This is a genomic window from Micromonospora sp. WMMA1947 (assembly GCF_027497355.1).
GTDB lineage: Bacteria > Actinomycetota > Actinomycetes > Mycobacteriales > Micromonosporaceae > Micromonospora.
Map to the genome: position 1 here is coordinate 3,549,013 of NZ_CP114909.1, position 23,987 is coordinate 3,572,999.

General features: G+C 74.0%; 22 protein-coding genes. 14 read left to right on the top strand and 8 right to left on the bottom strand.

What is annotated here, in order from left to right:
- Window positions 1–25 precede the first annotated feature (25 nt).
- Together O7604_RS17080 and O7604_RS17085 are read left to right on the top strand one after the other, a co-directional pair.
- Window positions 26–610: an XRE family transcriptional regulator gene (locus O7604_RS17080; RefSeq protein WP_269704726.1), complete on the top strand. Its 585-nt coding sequence runs from the start codon at window positions 26–28 to the stop codon at window positions 608–610.
- A gap of 52 nt (window positions 611–662) precedes the next feature.
- Window positions 663–1,460: an alpha/beta fold hydrolase gene (locus tag O7604_RS17085; RefSeq protein ID WP_269704727.1), complete on the top strand. Its 798-nt coding sequence runs from the start codon at window positions 663–665 to the stop codon at window positions 1,458–1,460.
- Between the two features lies 1 nt (window position 1,461).
- Here O7604_RS17085 and O7604_RS17090 read toward each other — a convergent pair whose 3' ends face one another.
- Together O7604_RS17090 and O7604_RS17095 are read right to left on the bottom strand one after the other, a co-directional pair.
- On the bottom strand, window positions 1,462–2,889 hold the full coding sequence (locus tag O7604_RS17090) for an MFS transporter (RefSeq protein ID WP_269704728.1): 1,428 nt from the start codon (window positions 2,887–2,889) through the stop codon (window positions 1,462–1,464).
- Window positions 2,890–2,963: 74 nt separating this feature from the next.
- Entirely contained in the window at window positions 2,964–3,422 is a 459-nt protein-coding gene (locus tag O7604_RS17095) for a MarR family winged helix-turn-helix transcriptional regulator (RefSeq protein ID WP_269704729.1), read from the bottom strand.
- A 104-nt stretch (window positions 3,423–3,526) separates the two neighbouring features.
- Here O7604_RS17095 and O7604_RS17100 point away from each other — a divergent pair, with 104 nt between their 5' ends.
- Window positions 3,527–4,396 carry a universal stress protein gene (locus O7604_RS17100; RefSeq protein WP_269704730.1) on the top strand — a complete coding sequence of 290 codons (870 nt, stop codon included), beginning with the start codon at window positions 3,527–3,529 and terminating at the stop codon, window positions 4,394–4,396.
- Between the two features lie 160 nt (window positions 4,397–4,556).
- Window positions 4,557–5,771, top strand: coding sequence for an ROK family transcriptional regulator (locus O7604_RS17105; RefSeq protein ID WP_269704731.1), 1,215 nt, complete (start codon window positions 4,557–4,559; stop codon window positions 5,769–5,771).
- Window positions 5,772–5,900: 129 nt separating this feature from the next.
- On the opposite strand, the gene O7604_RS17110 is transcribed toward O7604_RS17105, so the two are convergent.
- The 3 genes from O7604_RS17110 to O7604_RS17120 form a co-directional block, all read right to left on the bottom strand.
- Entirely contained in the window at window positions 5,901–6,971 is a 1,071-nt protein-coding gene (locus O7604_RS17110; RefSeq protein ID WP_281577092.1) for an IS110 family transposase, read from the bottom strand.
- A 335-nt stretch (window positions 6,972–7,306) separates the two neighbouring features.
- Complete coding sequence (locus O7604_RS17115; protein ID WP_281577093.1) at window positions 7,307–8,239, bottom strand: aminoglycoside phosphotransferase family protein; 933 nt, start codon at window positions 8,237–8,239, stop codon at window positions 7,307–7,309.
- 40 nt (window positions 8,240–8,279) lie between these two features.
- Window positions 8,280–8,855 (bottom strand): dihydrofolate reductase family protein, encoded by a 576-nt coding sequence (locus O7604_RS17120; protein ID WP_281577094.1) that lies wholly within the window; start codon window positions 8,853–8,855, stop codon window positions 8,280–8,282.
- Between the two features lie 92 nt (window positions 8,856–8,947).
- On the opposite strand from O7604_RS17120, the gene O7604_RS17125 reads away from it, so the two are divergent.
- Together O7604_RS17125 and O7604_RS17130 are read left to right on the top strand one after the other, a co-directional pair.
- Window positions 8,948–9,526: a TetR/AcrR family transcriptional regulator gene (locus O7604_RS17125; RefSeq protein WP_281577095.1), complete on the top strand. Its 579-nt coding sequence runs from the start codon at window positions 8,948–8,950 to the stop codon at window positions 9,524–9,526.
- A 74-nt stretch (window positions 9,527–9,600) separates the two neighbouring features.
- Entirely contained in the window at window positions 9,601–10,746 is a 1,146-nt protein-coding gene (locus O7604_RS17130) for a polysaccharide pyruvyl transferase family protein (RefSeq protein WP_269704735.1), read from the top strand.
- A gap of 9 nt (window positions 10,747–10,755) precedes the next feature.
- Here the strand turns inward: O7604_RS17130 and O7604_RS17135 are convergent, their stop codons facing one another.
- Entirely contained in the window at window positions 10,756–10,962 is a 207-nt protein-coding gene (locus O7604_RS17135; protein WP_269704736.1) for a hypothetical protein, read from the bottom strand.
- Between the two features lie 85 nt (window positions 10,963–11,047).
- On the opposite strand from O7604_RS17135, the gene O7604_RS17140 reads away from it, so the two are divergent.
- The gene (locus O7604_RS17140) at window positions 11,048–11,569 is read left to right on the top strand and encodes a DinB family protein (RefSeq protein ID WP_269704737.1); all 522 of its coding nucleotides are present in this window, start codon (window positions 11,048–11,050) and stop codon (window positions 11,567–11,569) included.
- A 4-nt stretch (window positions 11,570–11,573) separates the two neighbouring features.
- On the opposite strand, the gene O7604_RS17145 is transcribed toward O7604_RS17140, so the two are convergent.
- Window positions 11,574–12,434 (bottom strand): carbohydrate kinase family protein, encoded by an 861-nt coding sequence (locus O7604_RS17145; RefSeq protein ID WP_281577096.1) that lies wholly within the window; start codon window positions 12,432–12,434, stop codon window positions 11,574–11,576.
- An 84-nt stretch (window positions 12,435–12,518) separates the two neighbouring features.
- Between O7604_RS17145 and O7604_RS17150 the strand changes: the two genes are divergently transcribed.
- Together O7604_RS17150 and O7604_RS17155 are read left to right on the top strand one after the other, a co-directional pair.
- Window positions 12,519–15,812, top strand: coding sequence for a DEAD/DEAH box helicase (locus tag O7604_RS17150; RefSeq protein WP_281577097.1), 3,294 nt, complete (start codon window positions 12,519–12,521; stop codon window positions 15,810–15,812).
- Window positions 15,809–16,933 (top strand): SWIM zinc finger family protein, encoded by a 1,125-nt coding sequence (locus O7604_RS17155; protein WP_281577098.1) that lies wholly within the window; start codon window positions 15,809–15,811, stop codon window positions 16,931–16,933. The genes O7604_RS17150 and O7604_RS17155 overlap by 4 nt, the downstream gene beginning before the upstream one ends.
- 51 nt (window positions 16,934–16,984) lie before the next feature.
- On the opposite strand, the gene O7604_RS17160 is transcribed toward O7604_RS17155, so the two are convergent.
- Window positions 16,985–17,242 carry a DUF3040 domain-containing protein gene (locus tag O7604_RS17160; protein ID WP_269704741.1) on the bottom strand — a complete coding sequence of 86 codons (258 nt, stop codon included), beginning with the start codon at window positions 17,240–17,242 and terminating at the stop codon, window positions 16,985–16,987.
- Window positions 17,243–17,689: 447 nt separating this feature from the next.
- On the opposite strand from O7604_RS17160, the gene O7604_RS17165 reads away from it, so the two are divergent.
- The 5 genes from O7604_RS17165 (at window position 17,690) to O7604_RS17185 (ending at window position 23,961) form a co-directional block, all read left to right on the top strand.
- Complete coding sequence (locus O7604_RS17165) at window positions 17,690–19,738, top strand: DUF1800 domain-containing protein (RefSeq protein ID WP_269704742.1); 2,049 nt, start codon at window positions 17,690–17,692, stop codon at window positions 19,736–19,738.
- Window positions 19,739–19,752: 14 nt separating this feature from the next.
- On the top strand, window positions 19,753–21,126 hold the full coding sequence (locus O7604_RS17170; protein ID WP_269707035.1) for a DUF1501 domain-containing protein: 1,374 nt from the start codon (window positions 19,753–19,755) through the stop codon (window positions 21,124–21,126).
- Window positions 21,123–22,538 carry a ferric reductase-like transmembrane domain-containing protein gene (locus tag O7604_RS17175; protein ID WP_269704743.1) on the top strand — a complete coding sequence of 472 codons (1,416 nt, stop codon included), beginning with the start codon at window positions 21,123–21,125 and terminating at the stop codon, window positions 22,536–22,538. The genes O7604_RS17170 and O7604_RS17175 overlap by 4 nt, the downstream gene beginning before the upstream one ends.
- A gap of 14 nt (window positions 22,539–22,552) precedes the next feature.
- Entirely contained in the window at window positions 22,553–23,155 is a 603-nt protein-coding gene (locus O7604_RS17180; RefSeq protein WP_269704744.1) for an FMN-binding protein, read from the top strand.
- A gap of 77 nt (window positions 23,156–23,232) precedes the next feature.
- Window positions 23,233–23,961 (top strand): FAD:protein FMN transferase, encoded by a 729-nt coding sequence (locus O7604_RS17185; RefSeq protein ID WP_269707036.1) that lies wholly within the window; start codon window positions 23,233–23,235, stop codon window positions 23,959–23,961.
- The last annotated feature ends 26 nt before the right edge of the window (window positions 23,962–23,987 follow it).

The following is a 23,987-nucleotide window of genomic DNA, read 5'->3' on the forward strand; positions in this document are numbered from 1 at the left end:
TTGCTGATGTGGCAAACTGGCAGGCATGGACGACGACCTCGACCAGGCCCTCGACGCGGTCGGCCCTCGCCTGCGCGCGCTGCGCCGCGAACGGGAGACCACCCTCACCGACCTCTCCGCCGCCACCGGCATCTCGGTGAGCACGCTGTCCCGGCTGGAGTCCGGCGGTCGTAAGCCGACGCTGGAACTGCTGCTCCCGCTGGCCCGCGCGCACGGCGTCACGCTCGACGAACTGGTCGGCGCCCCGCCCACCGGCGACCCGCGCGTCCACCTGCGGCCGGTCGCCGCGCACGGGATGACCATGCTGCCGCTCACCCGCCGGGCCGGCGGCATCCAGGCGTACAAGCTGATCATCCCGGCCGGCGGGCGGTCCGAGCCCGAGCCGAAGACCCACGAGGGGTACGAGTGGGTCTACGTGCTCAACGGGCGGCTGCGGCTCGTGCTCGGCGAGCACGACCTGGTGCTCGAACCCGGTGAGGCGGCCGAGTTCGACACCCGCGTACCGCACTGGTTCGGCCGCGCCGACAGCGAGGGGGTGGAGTTCCTCAGCCTCTTCGGCAGCCAGGGCGAACGTGCCCACCTGCGCGCCCGCCCTCGCACGTCCCGCTGAGGGGCGTCCGCGAACGCGCCCGCGGCGGCGCCGGCGGCGCGACGATCGGCAGGTGACCTATGCGGACGTCGGCGGGCTGTGGATCTGGTACGAGGAGCACGGCGCCGGCCGGCCGCTGGTCCTGCTGCACGGCGGCTACGGGTCGACGGAGACGTTCGCGCCGGTCCGGCCGGCGCTGGCCGCCCGCCGCCGGCTGATCGCCGTCGACCTGCGCGGCCACGGCCGCACCGGCGGTCTGGACCGGCCACTGCGGTACGAGTCGATGGCCGACGACGTGGCCGGGCTGCTGCGCCACCTCGGTCTGCCGCACGCCGACGTGCTCGGCTACTCGCTCGGCGGCGCGGTGGCCCTGCGTACCGCGATCCAGCACCCCGCCCTGGTCCGCCGCCTGGTGCTCGTCTCCACGCCTGTGCGGCGGCGCGGCTGGTACCCGGAGACGCTGGCCGCGATGTCCGCACACGACGAGCGCGCCGCCGAGCGCATGCGCGGCACCCCGCCGTACGAGCGGTACGCGCGGGTCGCGCCCCGCCCGCAGGACTGGCCCCTGCTCTGGGCCCGCAGCGGGGAACTGCTGCGCCGGGAGTACGACTGGTCCGCCGAGGTTGCCGCGCTGCCGATGCCGGTGCTGCTGGTCTTCGCCGACGCGGACGAGATCCCGGTGAGCCACGCGGCGGAGTTCTTCGGCCTGCTCGGCGGCGGCCACCGGGACGCGGGCGGCGACGGCGCCGGCCGTCCCGCGTCCCGGCTCGCCGTGCTGCCCGGGCTCACCCACTACGACGTGGTGGCCTCGCCCGCGCTGCCGGCGGCGGTGCTGCCGTTCCTCACCCACCCGGCGCGCGCACCCGGCTGACTCACCCCACGAGCGCCGGGGCGTCGGCGCGCGCCGTCGCCTGCGGGCGCAGCAGCGCGTACGCGAGCACGACGGCGACCACCACGAGCCCCGCGCCGACCGCGAATGCCGCGTGGAAGCCACTGGTCAGCGCGGCGGCCCGGTCGTCGCCGAGCGCGACCCGGTCCGCCGTCCGGGCGGCGGCCAACGTGGACAGCACCGCGACGCCGAACGCCATGCCGAGCTGCTGGGTGGTGTTGAACAGCCCGGAGGCGAGACCGGCGTCCTCGACGCGGGCGGCGGACATGCCGAGCGCGGTGAGCGCCGGCAGCACCAGCCCGAACCCGCCGGCGAGCAGCATCACCGGGAGCACGTCGCGCAGGTAGCGGCCGTCCACCGGCACCCGGGCCAGCAGCGCGAACATGGCGGCGAGCAGCACGAGCCCGGCGATCAGCACGACCCGCTCGCCGAAGCGGGCGTTGAGCCGGGCCGAGACGCCGAGCGACACCGCGCCGATGACGGCTGCCGCCGGGAGCAGCGCCAGCCCGGTGCGCGTGGCGTCGTAGCCGAGCACCTGCTGGAGGTAGAGCGTGACGAGGACCTGGAACGCGAACGTCGCGGCCACGGTGAGGATCTGGACCACGTTCGCCACGGCGACGCCGCGCGAGCGCAGCAGCCGCAGCGGCATGAGCGGGCGGCGCGCGGTGGCCTGCCGGACCACGAACCCGGCGACCAGCGCGGCGGCGAGCGCGCCGAGACCGAGCGTGTGCGCCGACGTCGCGCCGTACCGCTCGATCGTGACCACCGTGTAGATGCCGAGCACGAGCCCGGCGGTGACCAGCAGCGCGCCCGCCACGTCGGCCCCGGCGGCCAGGCCCAGGCCCCGGTCGGCGGGCAGCGTGCGGACCGCGAGCGCGATCGTGGCCAGGCCGATCGGCAGGTTGATCAGGAAGATCCAGTGCCAGCCCAGCGCGTCGGTGAGCAGGCCGCCGGCGACCTGGCCGATGGCCGCCCCGGCGGCGCCGGTGAACGCGAACACGGCGAACGCCCGCGCCCGCTCGGCCGCGTCGGGAAAGAGCGTGACCAGGATGCCGAGGCTCACCGCGGTGGCCGCCGCGCTGCCGACGCCCTGGAGGAAGCGGGCCGCGACGAGCGTGGCGCTGTTCCCGGCGAGCCCGGCCAGCACCGACGCGGCGGTGAACAGCGCGGTGCCGCCGAGGAACATCGCCCGGCGCCCGATCAGGTCGCCGAGCCGTCCGGCGAGCAGGAGCAGGCTGCCGAACGCGATCAGGTACGCGTTGACCACCCAGCTCAGGCCGGTCGGGGAGAAGCGCAGGTCGCGCTGGATGGCCGGCATCGCCACGGTGACGATGCTGCCGTCGAGGATGGTCATCAGGGCGCCGGTGGCGAGCACGCCGAGGGCGAGCCGTCGCGAGCGGGGAGCGGACATGGAGTCCTCCTGTCGAGAGGTGCGACAGGAGAGACCGTAACGGATAGTTCCGTTACAGACAATCTATTCTGAGACTATTGGCGGGCTCGGCGTGCCGGCTTCGGACTCTGCACCGGCGTGGCCAGGTGTCCGCCGGCCAGGCGCCGCAGCGCGCGCAGGAAGACTTCCCGCTCGTCGTCCGGCAGGCTCGCGAGCGTCTCGGCGTGCACCCGGTCGACGATCTCCTGGCTGCGCGCGGCGACCCGGGCACCCTCCTCGGTCACCGCGATGATCCGCGCCCGCCGGTCCGTACGGGCCGGACGCCGCTCGGCCAGCCCGGCCCGCTCCAGCGCGTCCACCGTGACGACCATCGTCGTCTTGTCCATGTCGCCCATCTCGGCGAGCTGGATCTGCGTACGCTCCTCGGGCAGCGCGTGCGCGAGCACGCAGTGCATCCGTGCGGTCAGCCCGATCTCGGCGAGCGCCGCCGCCACCCGGGTACGCAACACGTGGCTGGTGTGGTCGAGGAGGTACGACAGGTCCGGGGTGCTCATTCGCCCAGCGTACCGATGATTCCGTGGCGGATGATCCGGCTCGGACCCGGACTGGACCCGGATACGATCTTGTGAGATGTCGTCGGTGAGAGAGGTTGGGTGCGGTGAGCGACGAGCACAGCAGGCAAGTGGTGGTGGGTTACGACGGATCTCCGGCCGCTAGCGCCGCCATCGAGGTGGGCGCGCTGCTGTTCCCCGGCGCGCACGCGTGGATCGGGCATCTGTGGACGCCTCCCTTCGCCAGCGAGGAACTCCGCAAGCGGCTCTGGACCGGCACCCGCAACATCAACGTGTTCGTCGAGGCGATCGAGCGCGAGGGCAGCCGGGAGGCCGACCGGATGACGGCCGTCGGCGTGATGCTGGGCCGCGCCGCCGGCTGGGACGCCGAGCCGCTCGTGTGCCGCAGCTACGGCGGCGAAGGACTCCGGCTCGCCGAGCTGGCCGACGAGAAGCAGGCCGACGTGCTGCTGCTCGGGTCGCGGGGCCTCGGCGGCGCCCGCGCCGTGCTCGGCTCCGTCTCCGACATGGCCGTGCACTACAGCCCGCGTCCCGTACTGGTCGTGCCGCACCCGCTGCTGACCGACGAGTACGACGCGCTCGCCGCCGGGCCGGTCGTGGTCGGCTGGGACGCCTCCGCCGGATCCGAGGCCGCGCTCGCCGCCGCCCGTCGCCTCTTCCCGGAGCGCGAGATCGTCCTGGCCGCCGTCGACGGCGACGAGGGGGACGCGCCGGAGACGGTCGACGGGGTGACGACAGTGCGCGTACGCGCCGGCGGCGGCGCGCCCGGCCGCGCGGTGGCCGACGCGCTCTCCGCCGTCGCCACCGAGCGCAAGGCGAGCCTGGTCGTGGTCGGCTCGCGCGGCCGCACGGCGGTGCGCAAGATCCTGCTCGGCAGCGTCGCCATGGCCACGCTGCACCGCGCCCACCGGCCGGTCATGGTGGTGCCGCAGAGCCCGGTCCGCGAAACCGAGTAGCGGTCACCGGACCAGCACGGGTGTCTCCCGGGCCGGGAGACACCCGTGGCGTTCCACTCGTGCGTCGGCAGTCCGGTGGGCGCCTCAGCGCTGGCTGCTGTCGATGTGTGCCAACTATCCTCGGTATCGGAGAGCCAGTCGCCATCCGACGGAGTGGTCGATGCTGAAAGGTCTGGCAGCGGACCGGCACGCGCAGGGGGACAGCCGCCGGCTCAACCTCGGCGCGGTGCTGCGGCGCGTCCACCTGACCGGTCCGGTCACGCGCGTCGAGCTGGCCGAGTGGATGGGCGTCAACCGCAGCACCGTCATGGCGCTCACCGCGGAACTGGCGGCGGCCGGCCTGGTCCGGGAGGTGGCGGCCGGTGGCAGCGGGCGGGCCGGGCGTCCGTCGCGTGTGGTGCGTCCCTCCTCCGACACCGTCTACGTCCTCGCGTTCGACATCGCCGTGGACCGGCTCGTGGCCGCCCGTGTCGGGCTCGGCGGGGTGATCTCGGCGCGGCTGGAGGCGGAACGGCCGCGGGCCGGTGCCGACCTCGACTCGGTGGTCTCGGTGCTCGCCGACTTCGGGCGGGCGCTGCACCACGCCGCGCCACCCGGGTCGGTGTGCGTGGGCGTCGGCGCCTCCTACTGCGGCATGATCCGGCCGGGGGACGGGATGGTCCGGTTCGGACCGGACATGGGGTGGGTGGACCAGGCGTTCGGCGCCGAGCTGGCCGGGCGGCTGGACCTGGGCCTCCCTGTCCTGGTCGGCAACGAGGCGCACCTGGGCGCGCTGGCCGAGCATCAGCGCGGGGCCGGTGTCGGCGTGCAGAACCTCGTCTACCTGCACGGTGACGTGGGTGTCGGCGGCGGGATCATCGTGGGCGGGGAACTGCTCGACGGCGACGGCGGGTACGCCTCCGAGGTCGGGCACATGCTCGTGAACCCGTACCAGGGGCGGGCCTGCGGCTGCGGCTCGCGCGGGTGTCTGGAGGCCGAGGTCGGTGAGCGGGCGCTGCTCGACGTCGCGGGCCGCCCGGCGCAGGAGAAGGGGCGCGAGGCGGTACGCGCGGTGGTCGCCGCCGCCGCTCAGGGGGAACCGGCAGCGCAGGAGGCGCTGCGGCACATCGGTGACTGGCTGGGCATCGGCGTGGCGAACGTGATCAACCTGTTCAACCCGGGCGTGGTGATCTTCGGGGGCACGCTCAGCGAGGTCTTCCCGGTCTGCGCCGGTCACGTCCGCAGCCGGATCGCCGCGAACGTGCTGCCCATCTCCCGCGACAAGGCCCAACTGCGGGTGTCCGCGCTCGGCTACGACGCGACCCTGATCGGCGCCGCCGAACTGGGCTTCTCACCCTTGTTCGCCGACCCCCTCGGAGTCCCCACTGCCGGGTGAGCCCGCGCGCCGCGCACCGCCGCGCGTTCAGCCTCCCTTGAGCGCGTTGATCTTGCGCTTCCGGCCCTGACAAAGCGCGCCAAAGGTGCATCCCAGGGGCCGAAACTGCAAGATCTGTGAAGGTGTTTGTCAAGCGTTGGTTTCGAGGGTGCGCCAGATTTGGCGGGCTATGTAGCGTTTGAGGCTGCGGGTGATTTCGGCTGGGGTGCGGCCTTCGGTGGTGCGGCGTTCGACGTAGTCCTTGGTGGGTTGGTGGCATCGTTGGCGGGTTTTCGCGATGGTGTGTAGGGCGGCGTTGAGGGTGCGGTCGCCGCCTCGGTTGAGGCGGTGGCGGATGGTGCGTCCGGAGTTGGCGGGGACGGGGCTGGCGCCGGCGAGTGAGGCGAAGGCGGCTTCGTTGCGGAACCGGCCGGGGTGTGACCAGGCGGTCAGTGCGATCGCGGCGGTGACGGGGCCGATCCCGGGTTGGTCGAGCAGGGTGGGGCAGAGCTTGTCGACCAGGGTGCGGATCTCGGCGAGGTTGGCTTTCAGGAGCTTCTCGAGGGTCAGGATCTGCTCGGCCAGGGCTGCCAGTTGAGTGCGGCGCAGTCGGTCAAGTCCGCTGCCGCTGCCGGTGCCGGTGGTGAGGGTGGTGGCGTGTTGGACCTGCCGCAGGGTGTTCAGTCCGCGCATCTGTGTGCGTAGATCGTCGTCGGCGGTGAGGATCAGCGATTTGAACAGGTTGATGGTGGCGGTGCGGGTGTCGCTGTAGTGGCGGCGGCAGACGTGCAGCAGGCGCAGGGCTTCCCGGTCGCCGTCGGCGCGGGGCGTGGCGACGTGGTCGGCGGCCAGCACCGCGCGAGCGGCGTGCACGGCGTCCAACGCGTCGGACTTGCCGCCTCGCCGACGGCGTCCGGCAGCGGGTTTGGGTGCTTCCAGGACGTCCTCACCCGCGGCGCGCAGGACACGCAGCAGGCCGACCCCGTGACACCGGGCGCCGTCCAGGGCCCAGGCCCGCCGGCCCGTTCCCAGCCCGGTCGTCTGCCGCCCGGCCCAGGCCAGCAGAACAGCGGCGCCGTCGGCGGTGGCCGGCACGGTGATCTCGGCCAGCACTGTCCCGACCGGGGTGGTCACCGCGGCGGTGTGCGTATCGGTATGGGTATCCACACCGATGACCGCGTCAACACGGCCGGCCAGACGATCTGCCAGGATGGAAGGCACGGACGGTTCTCCCTTGCACGGGACGACGTTCGGACGGCGTCGGCCCGGGAGACGATCACCCGGCGGCACATCTGTGATGAGTCACGCGACACCAATCGCGGACAGGCTTCTGATCAGGCCAGCAAGGTGGGCCGGGCCGACGCCGGCAACCCACGAGGACAGGTCGCGCTTCACGGCACACCCTTCTGCGGTGGCCAGATCTTGCATGAGTCACTCGTCGATCACCGACGTCGAACCCTACCGATACCAACCCCTCCCGGAACCGGCCCACCTATAGAAGCGTCGCCGGGCCGGGCCGGGCCGGGGCGGGGCCGGACCGGGCCAGGGCGGGGCGTTCAGGGCTTCAGGCGGTGGGTCAGCCACGGGAGCAGGGACTCGCCCTGTAGGCGCTGGAAGGCCCGCACCGTGGGGATGCCGGGTGGCGGGGGCTGGCGGGCGCCGTCGAGGAAGAACCCGGTGAGTCCGGCCAGCACCCCGGTCAGGTCGGCCGGGTCGACGTCGGCGGTCAGTCGCCGGGCGGCCAGCAGCGCGTCGGGGTCGTGTCCGCCGTACACCTGCACGTTGACGACGGTGAGCAGGGTGTCCAACCAGGCCGGTCCCCGGCAGGCCCAGGGCCAGTCGACAACGGTGACCGACCCGTCCGGGCCGAGCAGCAGGTTGTCGGCGCGCACGTCGACGTGACAGAGCGTGTCGCCGTCGAGCGCGGCCAGCCCTCGCTCGGCGGCGGCGCACAGCTCGGGCAGGTGGGACCGGGCCCACGGGTCGAGGTCGGTCGGCGGGTCGGCGGCGAGGCGCCGCCAGCCGCCGAAGTCGTGTGCGAGCCGTTCGGCGGCGGTGGGGGTGGGCGCGACGGCGGGCGCCGGGGTGAGCGCGGCGGCCATCGTCTCCAGCGTGGACAGCACGGCGGCCAGTTCGTCGGCCCGCCACGGGGTGACCGGGTGCCGGCCCTCCACGTCGGCGAAGACCAGCGCGATCCACTCGCCGTCGTCGTAGCTGCCGAGCAGCCGGGGTGCGGGCGCGTCCGGCGGCAGGGCGTCGGCGATCCGGGCCTCGGCGCGGTGCAGGGTGGGGCTGCGGTCGTTCTGCGCCGGGCTGACCGCCTTGACGAAGGCCCGGCCACCGCCTGCGGTACGGACGCGGTCGGCGGTGCCGGGGGAGAAGCCGCCCGGCTGGGACTGCGCGGCCGCCACCCGGTCGCCGAGGACTGCTTCGACGCCGTCGCGGACGTGCGGGGGCAGCTCGTGCCAGTGCAGCCGGGTCTTCGTCACCGCTCCACGGTGCGTGCCGCCCGCCGCCGGGGCAACCGGGTTAACCGTTGCGCGTGTAGTGCAGGACGACCACGCCGGCGTCGAACGGGCGCGCCGAGGTGAGCGTGAGGCGCCGCGGATCGAAGCCGCTGTCGACGAGTTTGATGCCGCTGCCGACGACCACCGGGTTGAGCTTGACCACCATCTCGTCGATCTCGTCGAGGAGCTGACCGGCGAGCCGGCCGCCGCCGCAGAGCCAGATGTCGCGCCCGGGGCGGGTCTTCAGCTCGCGGACGAGGGCCACCGGGTCGCCGTCGACGACGTGCACGTCCGGGTAGTCGGCAGGGGGCAGCGAGCGGCTGAACACGTACTGCTCGAGGTGGGCGTAGGGGCTGGTGACGCCGAGCTGCAGGCCCGGCTCGTAGCTGCCGCGGCCCATCAGCACGGTGTCGAAGCGACCGGCGGGCGGGGAGTCGATGCCGAGCTGGGCGTGGGCGAACGTGGGCAGCGTCTGGGGCCACTCGGCCGCCAGGTGGGGCGCCAGGTCGGGCGTGAGGGGGAGGAAGTCGAACGACCCGTCGGGCGCGGCGATGAAGCCGTCGAGGGTGCTGGCGACGAAGTAGACGAGCTTGCGCAAACCGGCTCCGATGTCCGAGGTGATCCACGACGGCTGTCGTGGTTCGATGGCGAATCTACAACACCTGTCGTGGTTGTTGCTAGTGTGTTCGCGTGGCCAGGAATCCGGAACGCCGTACCCTGCTCGCCGACGCCGGCCTGCGGATCCTCGCCGACGCGGGCGCGCGCGGGCTGACCCACCGGGCGGTCGACGCCGAGGCGGGTGTGCCCACCGGCACCACCTCGAACTACTTCCCGTCCCGCGCGGCCCTGCTCGCCGGCCTGGCCGAACGCATCTTCGACCGGATCGCCCCCGACCCGGCCGTCCTGGCCGACCTCGGCCGCCGCGAGCCGTCGCTCGCGCTGATGACCGACTACCTGCGCGACATCGTCGCGCGCACCACCCGCGAGCCGGGCCTCACCCGGGCGCTGTTCGAGCTTCGGCTGGAGGCCGCGCGCCGCCCGGAGCTGCGGGCCGCGCTCGGCGGCGTGCTGCGCCAGGGGTACGCCGACGACGTCGCCCACCACACCGCCGCCGGACTGCCAGGCGGGGCGTACGAGGTGGCGCTGCTGCACTACGCGGTCGACGGGCTCCTGCTCGACCTGCTCACCACCTCGATCGACGCCGGGTTCGACACCGATCAGGTGGTCTCGGACCTCGTCTCCCGTCTGGTCGGCGGCACCACCGGTTGAGCCTCCTCGCCGTGCGTTAACCCGGGGCAGCCAGCGGGAACGCTGGCGCGGACGCCCCTGGGAAGGAGCAACGGATGAGGGAACGCACCGGACTGACCATCGGCGTGCTCGGCTCCTACGGCGGTCGCAACCTCGGCGACGAGGCGATCCTCACGGGTCTCCTGGACGATCTGCGCCGCCACGAGCCAAACGCCCGGATCATCGTCTTCTCCCGCAACCCGGCGCACACCGCGCTGGCCCACCCCGAGGTCGAGGCGGTGCCGTGGGAGGGCGTCAGCCGCGTCGACTCGTCCCCGGTGCTCAACCAGCTCGACCTGCTCATCCTCGGCGGCGGCGGGATCCTCTACGACAAGGAGGCCCGGCGCTACCTGCGGGTGGTCCGGGTCGCCCAGGAGCGCGGGCTGCCGCTGATCACGTACGCGGTCGGGGTCGGCCCGCTCACCGACACGCTGGACAGCGGCATGGTGCGTGAAACCCTGGCGCAGGCCGTCGAGGTGACAGTCCGCGACCAGGAGTCCCGGATGGTGCTGGAGGAGGCGGGCCTGGTGAACCCGATCACCGTCACCGCCGACCCGGCGTTCCTGCTCGAACCGGAGGAGTTCCCCCAGCAGTGGCTGCGCGAGGAGGGCGTACCGGCCGGCTCCCGGCTGGTCGGGCTCAGCGTGCGCGAGCCGGGCCGGGCCGCCGAACGGCTCGACGTGGACGGCTACCACCGCCTGCTCGCCCAGATCGGTGATTTCCTGGTGCACCGGATCGACGCGCACGTGCTGTTCGTGCCGATGGAACGCGACGACATCCGGCACTCCCACGGCGTGCTGTCGCACATGACCGCCGCCGACCGGGGCCGCATCCTGCACGGCGACTACCGCCCGGCGCAGATCCTCGGGCTGATGCGCCACTTCGACCTCGCGGTCGGCATGCGCCTGCACTTCCTGATCTTCGCGGCCATGATGGGCACGCCGTTCCTGCCGCTGCCGTACGCCGGAAAGGTCTTCGACCTGGCCCAGCGGCTCGGTGTGCCGGCGCTGCGCGGCGTGGAACGGGAGGTGGAGGGCCCGTTGCTGGCCGAGGTGGACCGGCTGTGGGACGAGCGGGCGGCCCGGGCCGACGCGACCGCACGCCGGGTCGCGGAGGTCTGCGAGCAGGCGCGCGGCACCTCCCAGGTGACCCGCAGCGTGCTGGACAGCATTCGGGCCCGCACGCTGACGCCCGCGGTGTGAGCCGGGCCGTCAGACCGCCGGGCCGCGCCAGGAGTAGACCCACTCCCGGCCCGGCTGGTCGTCCGACTCCAGCTCGTAGATCTGCGCCTCCGCGAGTCCCTGCGACCCGAGGTGGTGGTGGGTCAGCGGCGGGCGGCCGTTGACGTCCAGCTCGACGGTGACGGTCTCGCCGTCGGCCGTACCGCCCACCAGAGGGATCTGCACCGTGGAAGCCATGCGCCCATCCTGCCCCGGCCGGCCCGCCCGCGCAGGGGATCACGCGGGGCAGCGGACCGGACACACCGCGTACTAGGGTCCGGAAATGGCGCACCCGACGATCGATCCGACACTCGGTCCGGTCCTCGCCCGCACGGGCGGCGAACGGGCAATCCTCGACGCGTTCCTCGACCTGCATCGCGCCAACGTGCTGCGCAAGGTGCGCGGCCTGACCGACGCCGACGCCGGCCGGCGGCTGGTGCCCTCACTGACCACCCTGGCCGGGCTGCTCAAGCACCTGGCCCTGGTCGAGGGCAACTGGTTCCGCCGCCTGTTCGCCCCCGAGCCGGGCGACGTCTACCTCACCTCCCAGGCCGACGCCGACGCCAGCTTCACGCTGCGCGCCGGCGAGACGGTCGAGACGCTCGCCGCCGCGTACGAGGCGGCCTGCGACGAGTCCCGCCGGGTCGCCGCCCGGTTCGACCTCGACCACGTGGTGCCGCATCCGCAACTCGGCGAGGTGTCGCTGCGCTGGGTGCTGGTGCACCTGATCGAGGAGACCGCCCGGCACGCCGGGCACGCCGACATCCTGCGTGAGCTGACCGACGGCGAGACCGGCGCGATCTGACGCCTCAGTCGCGGGGCAGCAGCCCGTCCGGGTACTCCATCCCGTCGTGCGTGCAGGCGGCGGCGGCCACCCGGGCGGCGTACCGGGCCGCGTCGAGGACGTCCGCGCCGCGCAGCCGGGCGGCGATCACCCCGGCGGCGAAGGCGTCCCCGGCGCCGTTGGTGTCCACGATCGGCCCCGGCGGGGTGGCGGCGGGCACGTGCGTCGGCGGCGCGCCGGGCGTGTGCAGCGTCGCGCCCGCCGCCCCGCCGGTGACAAGCACCGTGCGCGGCGCCAGCTCGGCCGCCTCCTTCGCGGCCCGCTCGCCGAGCCGCGTGTCGCTGACGAAGACCAGGTCGGCGATCCGGGCGAACGGGCGGTGGTAGTCGTTCTCGCCGTCCCAGTCGTGCAGGTCGGTGGAGACCGACGTGGCGGCGCGCAGCACCCCCAGCGAGTCCCGGGCCCAATCCATGATCGACAGGTGGACGTGGGTCGCCTCGGCCACGAGCGCGGCCAGCTCTGCGTCCCTGAACGGCGCCGGCCCCGACCAGGGACGCGGGTCGTGCAGCGACATCCGCCGCCCCGCCGGGTCGACCATGTTCACCGAGCGGCGGGTACCGGCCGGCGCGTCGGCGAGCGTCGTCCGGATCGAGGTACGCGCCAGCGCCGCCCGCACCACGTCACCGGCCGCGTCGGCACCGAGCACGTCGACGAGCGCCACCCGCAGGCCGAGCGCGTGCGCGGCCAGCGCCACCCCGGCCCCGGTGTTGCCGATCCGCATGTCGATCGGCGGCACCAGCAGCGAGTCGGCGACGGGCGGCGGCAGCGCGGGCACCTGGACCCGGACGTCCACGCCGAGCCCGCCGATCACGAGAAGGTCGACCATGGCGCCGACGATAGCGGCGCCCGGCGGCCTATCCTGGCTCCCCGGGTGCCGTCTTCCGGCCCCGGGCGTCGGCGAGGGGGAGCAGTGCTGGTCATCCACGGGTTGTGGCTGCCCGGCGCCGGGCTCGCCCTGTGGGCCGAGGACAGCACGCTCCCGGCCCGCGCGCCCCGCCGTCCCGGCCGCGTCCCGCGCGAGCGCCCGCACCCGTTCGCCGCCGACCACACCACGCTCGCCGCCGCGCTCGACGGCCTCCCCGGTGAGCCGATCTCCGTGCTGCTGAGCCTGCCGACCCGCGCCGGCTCGCCGCTGGACTCGCCGGAACTGGTCCGGGCCACCGTCGGGGAACCGGTCCGCGGCCCGGTCACCCGCGCCGGGTGGCGGGCGCCCGCCCTGGGGTACGCCCCGGACGACGCGTACGCGCTGCTGCGCGCGCCGATGCCGGGCCCGGTCGGGGCGAGCCTGCGGCACCTGTGCGAGCTGGCCGACTTCGCCGCCGACCTGGTCGTACGCGGCCGGTTGCTGCCCGGCGTGCTCGAGGCGTACCCCGGTGGTGTGCCCGGCGCAGGGTCGGCCGCGACCGGCGGGCGGACCTCGGCGCGGCGCTCACCGGTGGTTTCGGGGGCCGGGCGGCCGTTGCGGGCTGTGCGGGCGGACGACGTGGCGACCGGGTGGGCGCTCTGGCGGCCGCTGCTCACCGGCACCGACGCGGGCTGGGCGCGCGACCTGGCGACGGCGTTGCCCCCGGCGGCCCGCGCCGGCCGGGAATGGCGGCCCGAGGTTTCGGCCGCGGCCATCGGCGGCGCGGCGATCGTCTCGGGGCCGGCTGATGCCCGGACGGGCGGCGGCGCCGGGCGCTCGCCGGGAGGGAGTGCACCGCGAAGCGGGCCGAGCGGTCCGGCGGACGACGCGTGGGCCGGGCGGGCCGACGACATCGGGGCCGGTGAGCTGGTCGCGGAGGCGCTCGACGGGCTCGTCGACGCCGCCGCCCGGGTGGCGCTGGGCGACACCCGGCTGCACCGGGGGATGCGCCCCGTCGGCGCGGTGCCGCGCTGGCTGGCCGCGCTCACCGGACCGGAGCGCGCCTTCCCGGCCGAGCCGGACGCGCTGGCGACGCTGCGCGACGAACTGGACGCCTGGCAGCGCGACGCGGCGGGCGGCGCGGTACGGGCCACGTTCCGCCTGGTCGAGCCGGCCGTCGACCCGGTCGCCGAACTGGTCGAGGACGCCGTCTGGCGGGTCGAGTTCGGCCTGCACCCGGCCGACGAGCCGGGACTCGTGGTCGACGCCGCGCACATCTGGCAGCGGCCCGCACCGGCGCTCGCCGCCCGGGGCGTGGAGCCGCAGGAGACGCTCCTGGCCGAGCTGGGCCGGGCCAGCCGGCTGTGGCCCGAGGTGGACGCCGCGCTGCGCACCGCCGCGCCCGAGGGCATGGAGCTGGACGCCGAGGGCGCACACCGGTTCCTGCGCGAGGGCGCGCCCGTGCTGCACGCGGCCGGGTTCGGGGTGCTGCTGCCGTCCTGGTGGCGGCGCTCCTCGTCCCGGCTCGGCGCGCGGCTGCGGGCGCGCAGCCGTACCGCGCCCGGTGCGGTGGCCACCACCGCCGGGAAGCTGGGTCTGGACGCGCTCGTCGACTACCGCTGGGAGCTGGCGCTCGGCGACCAGCCGCTGACCGCCGAGGAACTGGCGTCGCTGGCCGACCTGAAGTCGCCCCTGGTCCGGCTGCGCGGCCGGTGGGTCGAGCTGGACCCGCAGCGGCTGGAGGCCGGGCTGAAGCTGCTGCGCTCCTCCGGCGAGCTGACCGTGGCCGACCTGCTCCGGATGGGACTGTCCGGTGACGACAGCGCCGGTGAACTGCCGGTGCTGGACGTGGTCGCCGACGGGGCACTGGGCGAACTGCTCGCCGGTGAGGCGGAGCGGCGGCTCACCCCGGCCGACCCGCCGCCGGGCTTCACCGGGACGCTGCGGCCGTACCAGCGGCGCGGGCTGGCCTGGCTGGCGTTCCTCCAGTCGCTCGGGCTCGGCGGGATCCTCGCCGACGACATGGGCCTGGGCAAGACCGTGCAACTGCTCGCGCTGCTCGCCGGCGACCCGCCGGAAGCCGGGCCCACGCTGCTGGTCTGCCCGATGTCGCTCGTCGGCAACTGGCAGCGCGAGGCGGCGAAGTTCGCGCCCGGGCTGCGGGTGCACGTGCACCACGGCGCCGAGCGCGCCCGGGGCGAGGGCTTCGCCACCGCGGTGGGGGAGGCGGACCTGGTGCTCACCACGTACTCGGTGGCGGCCCGGGACGCGTTCGAGCTGGCCGGCGTCGACTGGCACCGGGTGGTGGTGGACGAGGCGCAGGCGATCAAGAACGCCGCCACCCGGCAGGCCGAGGCGGTCCGGTCACTGCCAGCGCGGCACCGGGTTGCGGTCACCGGTACGCCGGTGGAGAACCGGCTCGCCGACCTCTGGTCGATCATGCAGTTCGCGAATCCGGGGCTGCTCGGACCGGCCGCGACGTTCCGCAAGCGCTTCGCCGAACCGATCGAGCGGCACGGCGACGCCGAGGTCGCCGAGCGGCTGCGCCGGATCACCGGCCCGTTCGTGCTGCGCCGCCTCAAGACCGACCCGACGATCATCACCGACCTGCCGGAGAAGCTGGAGATGGAGGTGGTCTGCAACCTCACCGCCGAGCAGGCCGCGCTCTACCAGGCCGTGGTGGACGACATGATGGCGAAGATCGAGTCCAGCGACGGGATCGAGCGGCGCGGACTGGTGCTGGCCACCATGACCCGGCTCAAGCAGGTCTGCAACCACCCCGCCCAGCTACTGCACGACGGATCCGCGCTGGACGGCCGGTCCGGCAAGCTGGAACGCCTCGACGAGATCGTCGACGAGGTGCTCGCGGCGGAGGAGAAGGCGCTGCTGTTCACCCAGTACGCCGAGTTCGGCGGCATGCTGCGCGGGCACCTGTCGGCGCGTACGGGCCGGGAGGTGCTGCTGTTGCACGGCGGCGTCGGCAAGGCCGAACGGGACGCCATGGTGACCCGGTTCCAGACGCCGCAGGGGCCGCCGCTGTTCGTCCTGTCGCTCAAGGCCGGCGGCACCGGGCTGACCCTGACCGCCGCCAACCACGTGGTGCACGTGGACCGGTGGTGGAACCCGGCCGTCGAGGACCAGGCCACCGACCGGGCGTTCCGCATCGGACAGCGCCGCCGCGTGCAGGTACGCAAGTTCGTCTGCGCCGGCACCGTCGAGGAGAAGGTGGCCGCGATGATCGCCGACAAGCGCAGCCTCGCCCGGTCGGTGGTGGGCAGCGGCGAGCAGTGGGTCACCGAACTGTCCACCGAGACGCTGCGCGACCTGTTCACCCTGGAGTCCGGGGCGGTGGTCGAGTGAGCCCCGGTTTTGACGAGTACGGTCCGCCGCTGCGGGTCGAGGGCGGGTTGCGGGCACGCAGCACCCGGGGTGCGATCGGGCAGTCCTGGTGGTCCCGGCGGTTCGTGGAGGTGCTGGAGTCGTTCGCGCTCGGCTCCCGGCTCACCCGTGGCCGGGCGTACGCGCGCCGGGGCCAGGTGCTCCGGCTGGACGTGTCGCCGGGTGAGGTCACCGCCGAGGTGCAGGGCTCCCGGCCACGGCCCTACCCGGTGCGGATCGGGCTGGCCGCGTACCCGGAGAAGACGTGGCGGCGGATCGAGGCCGAGCTGGCCGGGCAGGCCTTCTTCAGCGCCCGGCTGCTCGCCGGTGACCTGCCGGCCGAACTGGAGGAGCTGTTCACCGACGCGGGCGCGCCGCTGTTCCCGGCCGAGATCGACGAACTCGACCAGCGGTGCGGCTGCCCCGACTTCGCGGTGCCGTGCAAACACCTGGCGGCCACGTTCTACCTGCTCGCCGAGGCGTTCGACGCCGACCCGTTCCACCTGCTGCACTGGCGTGGCCGGTCCCGCGCCGAACTGCTGGACCGGCTGCGTACGCTCCGCGGCGCCGACGCCCGGAGCGCTGACGCTCGGGGCGCGGGCGGAGGCGGCGGTGCGGGCAGAACCGGCGGTGCGGGCGGCACGAGCGGCACCGGCGGCGCGTGCGCAACCGGTGGTGCGGGCGCAACCGGCGGCATGGGCCGAACCGGCGACGTGGGCCGAACCGGCGACGTGGGCCGAACCGGCGGTGTGGGCCGAACCGGCGGCGCGGGAGCGGGACCGGTTCCGGGTGCCCGGCCGGAGCCGGCCGCGTCGAGCGCGGTGCCGGTGGTCGGCGCGGCGCGTGCCCTGGCCGGGTTGCCGGCGGTGGAGCCGGACGACGAGCTGGACCGGTTCTGGCTGGCGCCGGTGGCGTTGCCGGACCGGCCGCCCACGCTCGCCACCGGCCCGGAGCTGCTGCTGCGCCAGCTCGGGCCACCCGGGGCCGCAGTCGGCGGGCCGGGCCTGGCCGAGCGGCTGCGCCGGGCGTACCGGGAGTTCGCTGGCGGCGAAGCCGCCTCCCCCAGGGAGTTCAGCGGCGGCGAAGCCGCGGGCGAGCGTTAAGAGGGGGCCCTTCCTCTACCGAATGCGTTAAGAAGGGGCCCTTCCTTACACCTAAAGGAGGCGGCGGCGAAAACGCCACATCACTGCGGCGTTGGCGACGAGCACCACCGCGCAGATCGCCCCGGCCAGCCGTCCGACGAGCACTGTCATCGCCGGCAGCGAGGCCCACAGCACGATCGTCAACAGCATCATGTACCGGCCCCGGCGGCCCTTGATCCGGCTGTCCAGCCGGGCGAAGAACCGTGGATCACTCTCCCGCAGTTGACGGGTGATGAGTTCGAACCTGCGCTGATCCTCTTGGCTGAGCATGGCGGTGCCTTCCCCTCACGGCTTCAGCGGTTCGGCGGCATACCCGGATCGGAGGGCGGTCACGCGCCGCTGCTGCTGCTGTTTCGGCGGACCGGACGGGCGGGACGACGTTCTCAGCGCAGGCTTATCCGTACCTTAAGTTTTGGTGAGGCGGTGAACGCCCCCGGCGGCGTCGCCGGGGGGCGAAACCTCGCATCCGGGCGGTGTGCGCCCGGGTCGGCCCTGCTCCGGAGGCCGCCGCGTCCCCGCCGCCGCGACGGGCCCTCCCCGGCGGGCTTGAGCACCGTCTTAAGTGCGCTCACGAGCGCGTCCGACGCGTCTTGAGCGGCCGGGGCGGCATGGCTACTTTCCCGTAGGCAACTTCTCCGGCAACCGTCGCCGCCCCTGCGCTCACCCGACCCCCCGGGTGGCAGGCGTGCCGGCGCTCGAAGAAAACGGGATAGGTACATGGCCGACCTGAACGTGCCACCGCGTCGTCCCCGGGACGACCGCGGCTGGGACGGATACCAGCACCCCCATCCGGACGGGTACCGCGACCCGCACGCCGCGCCGCACCCCGGCGCCCACCCCGCTCAGGGCCCGCAGTGGGTCGGGCCGAACGGCTTCGCCCCCGCCACGCCGGCCCCCGCCGGCTACCCCCAGCCCGGTGGCTACGCCCAGCCCGCCGGCGGGTACGGCCCGCCGCCCGGCGGCGGACTGCCCGACCTGGACGACGACGGCGAGGAGGCCCCGAAGCGGGGCCGGCGCCGGGCGCTCGCCACCCTCGGCGGCGCCGTGGTGGTCGCCGGTGGCGCCGCCCTGGCCATGTCCCCGCAGGTGCGCGGTCTGTTCAGTGACGCCCCGGCCGGTGACGCCACCGGCACGGTGACCACCGACGGCAACGCGGCCCGGCCCAGCGGCCAGCAGCCCAGCACGGTACGCACCTACACCGAGCAGAACGAGAGCTACATGGGCTCCCGGGCCGGCGAGGCGCTCAAGCGCAACGCGCCGTCCGGTGGCCGGCTCTACGGCAGCCCGGCGGAAGCCGCCGCGGCGACCAAGGTGACGGTCAAGACCGTGCTCGCCAAGGACCCGATCCGGCACCTGCTGACCCGGACCACCTTCGGTCCGACGCAGAAGATGATGGCGGAGGTCAAGCGCGTCGGCATCGACGACTGGCTGCGTGAGCAGCTCCAGCCGGAGAAGATCGCCCCGACCAAGGCCGAGCTGAAGCTGAGCGAGCTGCAGTCGCTCAAGCTCAGCCCGACGCAGCTTCGCGACCAGCGCGAGCAGCTCAACGAGAAGGGCGTCGACCCGGCCCGGGAGACGGTGGATGCCACCATCGCCCGGCAGATCTGGTCCGACCGCCAGCTGTTCGAGGTGATGGTCGACTTCTGGAACGACTTCCTGCACGTCGCCGCCGACTTCGACGGCGGGGAGAACTACCGCAACGCGTTCGACCGGGACGTCATCCGCAAGCACGCGCTCGGCAGCTACCCGGAGATGCTCGTCGCCGCGAACAAGCACCCGGCGCTGCTGCTCTACCTGAACCAGGTCGACTCGCGTAAGGACGCGGTCAACGAGAACCTGGCCCGGGAGAACCTGGAGCTGTACTCGGTCGGCGTCGACGGCGGCTACACCGAGAAGGACGTCCGCCAGGCCGCGCTGCTCCAGACCGGACGCGGTGTCGCCGACGGCAAGTACAAGTTCTTCGCCGAGCGGCACTACCTCGGCAAGGTGAAGATCCTCGGGTTCAGCCACGCCAACAACTCCGACGACCCGGTGGCTGCCGACAAGGTCATCGACTCGTACATCCGCTACATCGCGATGCACCCGTCGACCGCGCGGTACGTGGCACAGAACCTCGCCACCCGCTTCGTCTCCGACACCCCGCCGAAGTCCGTGGTGGACCGGCTCGCCAAGGCTTACACCACGAACAAGGGCCAGATCCGGCCGGTGCTGGCGACGCTGTTCAGCTCCTCGGAGTTCTGGGCCGCGGTCGGGCAGAAGGTTCGCCGCCCGATGGAGTACCTGGTCGCCACGTACCGGGCACTCGGCGTCTCGCCGGACGCGGCGCCGGACTACTCCGGCGACAACCGGCGTACCCCGTTCGCGCAGGGCCTGCGGCAGATCCAGGACAAGATGCGCGAACTCGGCCAGTACCCGATGGGCAAGCCCACCCCGGACGGCTACGCCGACGTCTTCCTGGCCTGGACCTCCGCCGGCACCATGATCGACGGCTGGAACGAGGCCGGCGACCTGCTCGCCGGCTACCGCAAGCAGTTCACCTTCGTCAAGCCGGAGAAGCTGGTGGCGAAGCCGCCGGCCACCGCCGGGGCGTACGTGGACGCGCTCGCCCAGCGGCTGGTGCAGCAGAAGCTCAGCGCCAAGGAGAAGAAGCTCGTGCTCGCCGTGGCCGGTGTGTCCGAGACCGCCAAGGTCGACGCCACCTTCAACGGGGCCATCGCCGCTGTCGCGCGGACGATCCTCGCGTCCCCCCAGCACCACCTCCGGTGAGGCATTCGATGGAGATGACCGTGAACCCGTACCCCCTGCACCCCGAGTGCCCCGACCTGCGGCGGCTGGCCGACAACCCGGCCGAGGCGCTGCTGCGCGCGGAGGCGGACATCGTCGCGGCCGAGAACGCGGCCGAGGCCGACCGGTACCGCCGGCTGGAGGAGATCGAGGAGGCGCAGCAGGACGGCCGGGGCGTCACCCGGCGTACCTTCGTCGCCGGCGCCGCCGCGACCGCGACCGCGCTCGCGACGGCGCAGTTCGTCACCACCTCGGCGTCGTTCGCCGCGACCAAGACCGGCACGCTGATCCACGTCTTCCTCTACGGCGGGCTGGACGGGCTGAGCCTGGTCGCCCCCGCCGACGACCCGGTGCTCGCCAAGGCGCGCCCGGACCTGCTGCTCGGTAACGACTCGCTGGCGCTGGCCCGCGGCTTCAAGCTCACCAGCGCGTTCGCGCCGCTGGACAAGTGGCTCAAGGCCGGGCAGCTCGGCTTCGTGCCGGCCGTGTCCGACCCGCGCCTGTCGCGCAGCCACTTCCAGGCCGCCGACGCGTGCAACCTGGGCGGCCTGCCGGGCGAGACCGGCGGCCGGGGCTGGCTGGACAGCCTGGTCGACTCGCTGGGCAAGGGCACCGCGTTCCGCAGCGTCGGCATCGGCAGCACGCTGCCCCGCTCGCTGGTCGGCGTGAACGGCGCGATCTCCCTCAACAGCGTCGGCGACCTGCGGCTCAACGGCGCCGACAAGTACCGCGCGGCCACCGAGAAGGCCATCCGTGGCCTGTTCACCGGCATCAACCACCCGGTCGAGGAGGCGGTGCAGGAGGGCATGGGCGCGCTCGCCACCGCGCAGAAGCTCGCCGCCAAGCCGTACGCCGCCGCCGAGGGCGTCCAGTACCAGGGCGTCGGGAACGCGTTCAAGCAGCTCGCACAGCTCATCAAGGGCGGCGCGAACGTGCGGGTGGCCACCGTCGGCATGGGTGGCTACGACACGCACGAGAACCAGGGCACCCGCGAGGGCGGCCAGCTCTGGCGGCGACTCAACGAACTGGCGAACGCGATGGCCGCGTTCTTCACCGACCTGGGCGACCAGGCGGCGGACGTGACCATCATGGTGTCCAGCGAGTTCGGCCGGCGGGTCGGCTCGAACGGTGGCGGCACCGACCACGGGCACGGCGGTGTGGTCACCGTGCTGTCCGGCCGCAAGCTCGCCGGCTCGCTGCTCGGCACCTGGAACGGGCTGGACAAGCTGGACAGCGGCGACGTGCCGGAATACAACAACATGTTCAACGTCTACGGATCCGTCGCGCAGGGCCGCTTCGGCCTGACCACCGCCCAGGTGGACAAGGTCTTCCCCCGGCAGAAGTTCACCCCGGTCAAGATCTACGCGTGACGTACCAGGACACCCGCGCCGCCGGCCGCCGTACCGGGCATCCCGCCCCGTACGGCGGCCGTCCGGCTGCCCCCGTACCCCCGGGTCGTCCGCGCCGCGGACCCGGCGGCCGGCGTGCGCTCGCGGTGGCCTTCTGGCTGGGCCTGGTCGCCGCGGTCCTGCCGTGGTGGCTGGACACCCCGGCCGGGTCGCTCGCCGACACCGCCGACCTGCTCACCGCCGGCGGCCGGATCACCGGCCTGATCGCCGGCTACCTGCTGCTGGTGCAGGTGCTGATGATGAGCCGGCTCGGCGTGCTGGAACGCGCGCTCGGCGGCGAGCGGATCTCCCGCCTGCACCGCGATCTCGGCGCGACGCTGCTGGTGGCGGTGCTCACGCACATGTCGCTGCTGGTGGTCGGCTACAGCCGGCAGGAACGCAAGACGGTGCTCGGCGAGGTCGGCGCGCTGCTGACCGACTACGAGGACATGGTCACCGCGTTCGTCGCGGCGGGCATCCTGGTCACCGTCGCGTTCACCGCGGTACGCGCCGTGCGGCGCCGACTGCCGTACGAGCTGTGGCACCTGCTGCACGCGGCCAGCTACCTCACGCTGCTGCTCGGGTACGCGCACCAGTTCAGCAACGGCGCGCAGCTCTACGAGCCCGGCCCGGTGCGTACCGGCTGGATCGCCGCGTACCTGCTGGTGGTGGCCGCGCTGGTGTGGGGCCGGATGCTCGCCCCGCTGGTGTTCAACCTGCGGCACCGGCTGCGCGTCGCCGACGTGGTCGCGGAGAGCCCGGACACCGTGTCGGTCTACCTGACCGGGCAGCGGCTCAACCAGATCGACCTGCTCGGCGGGCAGTTCTTCCGCTGGCGCTTCCTCAACCCCGGCTGCTGGTGGCAGTCGCACCCGTTCTCCGTCTCCGCCGCCGCGAACGACCGCTGGCTGCGGATCACCGTCAAGGTCGTCGGCGGGTACACCGCCGAGCTGCGCGACCTCACGCCCGGCACCCGGGTCTGGGCGCAGGGACCCTCCGGTACGTTCACCGCCGCGCACCGCACCCGGGAACGGGCGCTGCTCATCGCCGGGGGCAGCGGCATCGCGCCGTTGCGGGCGATGCTGGAGGAACTGCCGCCGGGCGCGGCCCTGATCTACCGGGCGCGTACCCCGGCCGACGTGCTGCTGCACCAGGAGCTGGACTGGCTCGCGCAGGCCCGGCACACCTCCGTCTGGTACGTCGTCGGCCGCCGCGACGACCCCGGCCCCCGCCAGGTGATGAACCCCGAGGGGCTGCGCCGCCTGGTGCCCGATCTGACCCGCCGCGACGTCTACCTGTGCGGCCCCGGCGGCCTGGTCGACGAGGCGGTCGCCGCGCTGCGGGCGGCGGGCGTGCCCCGCCGCCAGATCCACCTGACCGCGTTCGAGCTGTAGGAGAGGCACCGCCCATGCGTCGCGCGCTGTTCGCGATCACCGGCCTGGCCGCCGGCACCACCGCACTGGTGGTGCTCAAGGGTGCGCCGGGCACCGGGCAGGCCACGCCGGACGTACCGGCCGCGCTGGCACCGGTCGCACCCGGTGGGTCGGCCGCGCCCGAGCCGCCGTCGCCCACCGGCTCCGCGCCCGGCGACGTCACCCCGTCGCCGCGCGCCTCGTCGAAGCCTGCTCCGAAGCCGTCCGCCGACCGCAGCGCGGCCAGCCGGGGCGGCACCCGCACCAGCACCAGCACCGCACCCGCCGCGCCCCGGACCACCACCAGCGCGCCGAAGGCCACCACCCGCACGGTGACCGGGTCGTCGGTCACCTACGAGTACGGCTCGCTCCAGGTTCGGATCACGCTCAGCGGCAGCCGGATCGTCGACGCCACCGCGATCGGACTGCCGCTGGGCGGGCAGTCCGGGCAGCGCAGCGACGACGTGCAGGCCCGCTACAGCGGTACCTCCGGCGAGGTGGTGGCCCGGCAGAGCGCGAACCTGAGCACCGTGTCCGGGGCCACCTACACCAGCACCGCGTACAAGCAGTCGTTGCAGGCCGCGCTGGACAAGGCGTGACAGTGCCGGCTCGTGCCGGCGTCGCCGTCGGTCCCGGTCCGTCCGCCCGGCGCGGCCTGCGCCGGGTCGAACACGTCATGGGTACGGCGATCAGCCTCGACCTCGCCGACGACATGCCGGGGGAGGCCCTGCACGAGCTGGCGGAGGACACGTTCGGCTGGCTGCGCGAGGTGGACGCGCGGTTCAGCACGTACCGCGACGACAGCGAGGTGTGCCGGCTGGACCGGGGCGAGCTGCGGGCCGCCGACGCCTCCGCCGACCTGCGGGCCGTGCTGGCGGCCTGCGCCGACCTGTGGACCGCCACCGACGGCTTCTTCGACGCGTACGCGACCGGGCGGCTCGACCCGTCCGGCTACGTGAAGGGCTGGGCGGCACAGGTCGCCTCGGACCGGCTGGTGGCCGCGGGCGCGCCGAACCACTGCGTGAACGCGGGCGGCGACGTGCGGGTACGCGGCCACGACGCGACCGGTGAGCCGTGGCGGATCGGGGTTCGTCATCCGTGGGACGCGGCGGCGACCTGTCTGGTGCTGACCGGCACCGACATGGCGGTCGCCACCTCGGGCGTGTACGAGCGCGGCCACCACGTGGTCGACCCGCGCCGGGGCGTACCGGCGACCGGCTTGCGCTCGGTGACGGTGGTAGGCCCCGATCTGGGGGTGGCCGACGCGTACGCGACAGCCGCGGTGGCGATGGGCGCACCCGGCCTGGCCTGGCTGGACCGCCTACCGTCCCCGTGGCAGCACGCCGTGGTCACGGACGAGGCCCACCAACACCACTCCCGAACCCTCCCCACCCTCCCCGCCTGATCCCGCCCCTCCTGCCCTCTGCCCCC